3 protein-coding genes are annotated in these 4,033 nt (G+C 68.4%); 1 reads left to right on the forward strand and 2 read right to left on the reverse strand.

Features of this window, described 5'->3' with window-relative positions:
- The first annotated feature begins 101 nt into the window (after positions 1–101).
- Positions 102–1,688, forward strand: a complete 1,587-nt coding sequence (gene serA, locus K9U41_RS22015; RefSeq protein WP_282642978.1) for a phosphoglycerate dehydrogenase — start codon at positions 102–104, stop codon at positions 1,686–1,688.
- A gap of 107 nt (positions 1,689–1,795) precedes the next feature.
- Here the strand turns inward: serA and K9U41_RS22020 are convergent, their stop codons facing one another.
- Together K9U41_RS22020 and K9U41_RS22025 are read right to left on the reverse strand one after the other, a co-directional pair.
- Entirely contained in the window at positions 1,796–2,731 is a 936-nt protein-coding gene (locus tag K9U41_RS22020) for a DMT family transporter (RefSeq protein ID WP_282642979.1), read from the reverse strand.
- Between the two features lie 147 nt (positions 2,732–2,878).
- A complete protein-coding gene (locus tag K9U41_RS22025) occupies positions 2,879–3,757 on the reverse strand; it encodes a VOC family protein (protein WP_282642980.1) in 879 nt (292 codons plus the stop codon).
- Positions 3,758–4,033: the final 276 nt, after the last annotated feature.

Consider the following 4,033-nt stretch of genomic DNA (forward strand, 5'->3'; position numbering starts at 1 on the left):
CTCCCAACCCTCCCCCGCAAGCGGGAGAGGGTTCACGCCGGTGAAGCGCGGACCGCTCGCGCATGCCCGGCCGGACATCCCCCATTTCCGGAGCCCATTCCATGGCACCCCGCGTTCTCATTTCCGACAAGCTGTCGCCCGCCGCCGTCCAGATCTTCAGGGATCGCGGCATCGAGGTGGATTTCCAGCCCGACCTCGGCAAGGACAAGGACAGGCTCGCCGAGATCATCGGCACTTATGACGGCCTCGCCATCCGCTCGGCCACCAAGGTCACCCCGAAGATCCTGCAGAAGGCCGACCGCCTGAAGGTCATCGGCCGCGCCGGCATCGGCGTGGACAACGTGGACCTGCCGGCGGCCACCGCCAAGGGCGTGATCGTGATGAACACGCCGTTCGGCAATTCCATCACCACCGCCGAGCACGCCATCGCCATGATGTTTGCGCTGGCCCGCGAGATCCCGGCGGCCGATGCCTCCACCCAGGCCGGCAAGTGGGAGAAGAACCGCTTCATGGGCGTCGAGGTCACCGCCAAGACGCTGGGCATCATCGGCTGCGGCAACATCGGCTCCATCGTCGCCGAGCGCGGCGTGGGCCTGAAGATGAAGGTGATCGCCTTCGATCCCTTCCTCTCGGTGGAACGGGCGCTGGACCTCGGCGTGGAGAAGGTGGAGCTGGACGACCTGCTGGCCCGCGCCGACTTCATCACCCTGCACACCCCGCTGACCGAGAGGACCAAAAACATCCTCTCGGCGCAGAACATCGCCAGATGCAAGAAGGGCGTGCGCATCATCAACTGCGCCCGCGGCGGCCTGGTGGACGAAGCCGCCCTGCGCGCCGCCCTCGATGCGCAGCATGTGGCCGGCGCCGCCTTCGACGTGTTCACCGTGGAGCCGGCGGAGAGCAACCCCCTGTTCGGCCATCCCAACGTGGTGTGCACGCCGCACCTGGGCGCCGCCACCGCCGAGGCGCAGGAAAACGTGGCCCTGCAGGTGGCCGAGCAGATGAGCGATTACCTGCTCACCGGCGCCATCTCCAATGCGGTGAACTTCCCCTCCATTACTGCGGAAGAGGCCCCCAAGCTGAAGCCCTTTGTGGAGCTGGCGGAAAAGCTCGGCTCGTTCGCCGGCCAGCTCACCGACACCGACATCAAGACCGTGCGCATCGTCTATGAGGGCGCGGTGGCGGAGCAGAAGGTGAAGGCGCTGACCGCCGCCGCCGTGGCCGGCCTGCTGCGCCCGGTGCTGTCGGAAATCAACGTGGTGTCCGCCCCCACCGTCGCCAGGGAGCGCGGCATCGTCATCGAGGAGACCACCCGCGCCGCCACCGGCGATTTTGACAGCCTCATCAGCATCACGGTGGTGACGGACACGTTCGAGCGCTCCATATCCGGCACCGTGTTCGCGGACGGCCAACCGCGCATCGTGAACATCAAGGGCATCAAGCTGGACGCCGAGTTCGCGCCCTCCATGATCTACATCACCAACGAGGACAAGCCCGGCTTCATCGGCCGCTTCGCCGGCCTCTTGGGCGATGCCGGCCTGAACATCGCCACCTTCGCCCTCGGCCGCGACCATCTGGGCGGCGACGCCATCGCCCTCGTAGCGGTGGACGGCACCGTCCCGGCCGACGTGCTCGCCAAGGTGCAGGCGCTGCCGCAGGTGAAGGCGGCCAAATCCCTCGCGTTTTGAGGCGCTCACGTTCTGAGCGCACCGCATGTCCTCGTGGAACGGCCGCCTTCGGGCGGCCGTTTGCTTTTGCGCCGCCGGAGACAGGCCAACTCAGGCGCTGCGCGCGCTCAGCGCGGCGTTCGGACCCGCGCCCGGGCGGCAAGCGTCGCCAGCGCGATGCCGGTGATGACCAGCGCATAGCCCGCCACATGGTACCAGGCCATGGTTTCGCCCAGGAACACGATGGCGAGCGCGGTGCCGAACACCGGCATCAGATGCAGGAACGGCGCGGCGGCATTGGCCCCCACCAGTTCCACCCCCCGGTTGAAGAACAGATAGGCGACGATGGAGGGGCCCACCATCACATAGGCCAGCACCCCCAGCGTCATCCGGTCGAACTGCAGGGTGTGCCCCAGCGCCGCTTCCCACAGCGCGAACGGCGCCAGCAGCACCGAGCCCAGCGCCATGATCACCACGAGAAAGGAGAGCGGCCCCAGCCCGGGCCGCTTGCGCAGCATGGCGGCATAGAAGGCGTAGATGAACAGGGCGAAGATGATCCACACGTCGCCGATGTTGGGCTTGAGATGCAGGAAGGTATCAAGGCTGCCGTGGCTGATGATCACCAGCACACCCGCCAGCGAAGTGACGATACCCGCCATCTGGCCCAGGCTCAGCCGCTCGCGGAAGATGAAGAAGGTCCACAGGGCCACCAGCAGCGGCGCGGTGGACTGCACCAGAAGGCCATTGAGCGCCTGGGTATATTGCAGCCCGTAATAGCTCATGGCGTTGTAGCAGGCGATGCCGGTGGCCGCGAGCAGCACCAGCAGCCAGAAATGGCGGCGGATGAGCGGCAGGTCGCGCCGCAGTTGCCCGAGGGCGAAGGGCAAAAGGATCAACGTCGCCCCGGTCCAGCGCACGAAGGCCAGCGTCACCGGCGGCACATGGCCGGCGACGAAGCGCCCGATCACCATGTTGATGGCCCACAGCAGCGCCGTGACGGTGAGCAGCAGGTAGGGCGCGTCGTACAGGGCGAATCCGGACGGACGCGGGGGCCTCACCGACATCTTTCCTCCCGCGTGATGCGATCCACGCCTTCGGCGCATGCTCTGGCAGGCGACCGCTGTAGCGTCATCCGACGCGCGGGGGAAATCGATTTTGGCGAACCCATCCATCAGCCCGCGTGATGGATCGCGCCGGCGCCGCCCCGCGCCTCAGGCCGGGCGGAACAGGGCCGTGTTGCCGGAGGGATCGCGCACGCTCAGGCCGCCGCCTTCAAGTGCCGCGAACGCGACACCAGCCGCGGCGAGGCGCTGGCCGAGGGCTTCGATGGAAACCAGCGGAAGCTGAACGGTGAAATGATCCAGCCCCGCCGTACCCGCCGCCGGCGCGGGGGCGCCCGACGACTGCCAGGTGTTGAGGCCCAGATGGTGGTGATAGCCGTCGGCGCTCACGAACAGGGCGCCGGGGTAGCGCGCCATGATGGTGAGGCCCACCGTATCCACCCAGAAGCGACGCGCCGCGTCGAGGTCGGAGACCTTGAGGTGGACGTGCCCCATATCCGTGCCCGCCGGCGCGGGTTGCGCAGATTGCGGTGCCTCGCGGGCCAGCGCGGCGAGGTCGAGGGGCTCCGTCGCCATGGCGATGGCGCCGTCCGGGGTGCGCGGCCACTCGTCGGCGGGGCGGTCGCGGTAGATCTCGATGCCGTTGCCGTCCGGGTCGTCCACATAGAGCGCTTCGCTCACCAGATGGTCGGACGCGCCCATCCGCAGGCCCAGCCCATGGAGGGCAAGGAGCCGCGCGGCGAGGCTCGCCCGGTCGGGCACGCGGATGGCCATGTGGAACAGGCCGGGGGCGCGGACGGCGGCGCGGGCCGCATCCGGCCGGCGCGCGATCTCCACCAGCGGGCGGCCGCCGGTGCCGAGCACGATGGTCTCGCCGGTGGCCAGCACATCAAGGCCCACGCCATCGCGATAGAAGGGAATGAGGCGTTCCGGATCGCGGCTCGTCAGCGCCACGGCGCCGAGGGCGAGGTGGTGGGGCGCGGTTTCATGGGGCGCGGTTTCAGGGGAGAGGGAGAGAGGGTTGGTCATGCTGAAGCTCCTGGCAGGACGGTGGCCTCCTTTCGGAGCCGCTGCCTGCGTTGCTCCAAATATGACGACATCCACACTCCTTTGCCATTGCACCGATGCAAGGAGCGTGCGGCACCGGAGCCTATGCTAGCGCCCGACCATGGACGGCGCGGGCTGCAATCCGCACGTTGCAATCCTTGGGGAAACACGCATCCCGTCCGCCCCGCGGCCCCTCTCCCGCGTGCGGGGGAGGGGTGGGATGGAGGCAAGCAGCCGCCCCGCAACCCCGAGAACGAG

It is taken from the genome of Xanthobacter autotrophicus (genome assembly GCF_029991245.1).
Classification (GTDB): Bacteria; Pseudomonadota; Alphaproteobacteria; order Rhizobiales; family Xanthobacteraceae; genus Xanthobacter; species Xanthobacter autotrophicus_C.

Coding starts and splice junctions, on each gene's coding strand:
- K9U41_RS22020 (WP_282642979.1), bottom strand. CDS start 2,731: ATGTCGGTGAGGCCCCCGCGTCCGTCCGGATTCGCCCTGTACGACGCG.
- K9U41_RS22025 (WP_282642980.1), bottom strand. CDS start 3,757: ATGACCAACCCTCTCTCCCTCTCCCCTGAAACCGCGCCCCATGAAACC.
- serA (WP_282642978.1), top strand. CDS start 102: ATGGCACCCCGCGTTCTCATTTCCGACAAGCTGTCGCCCGCCGCCGTC.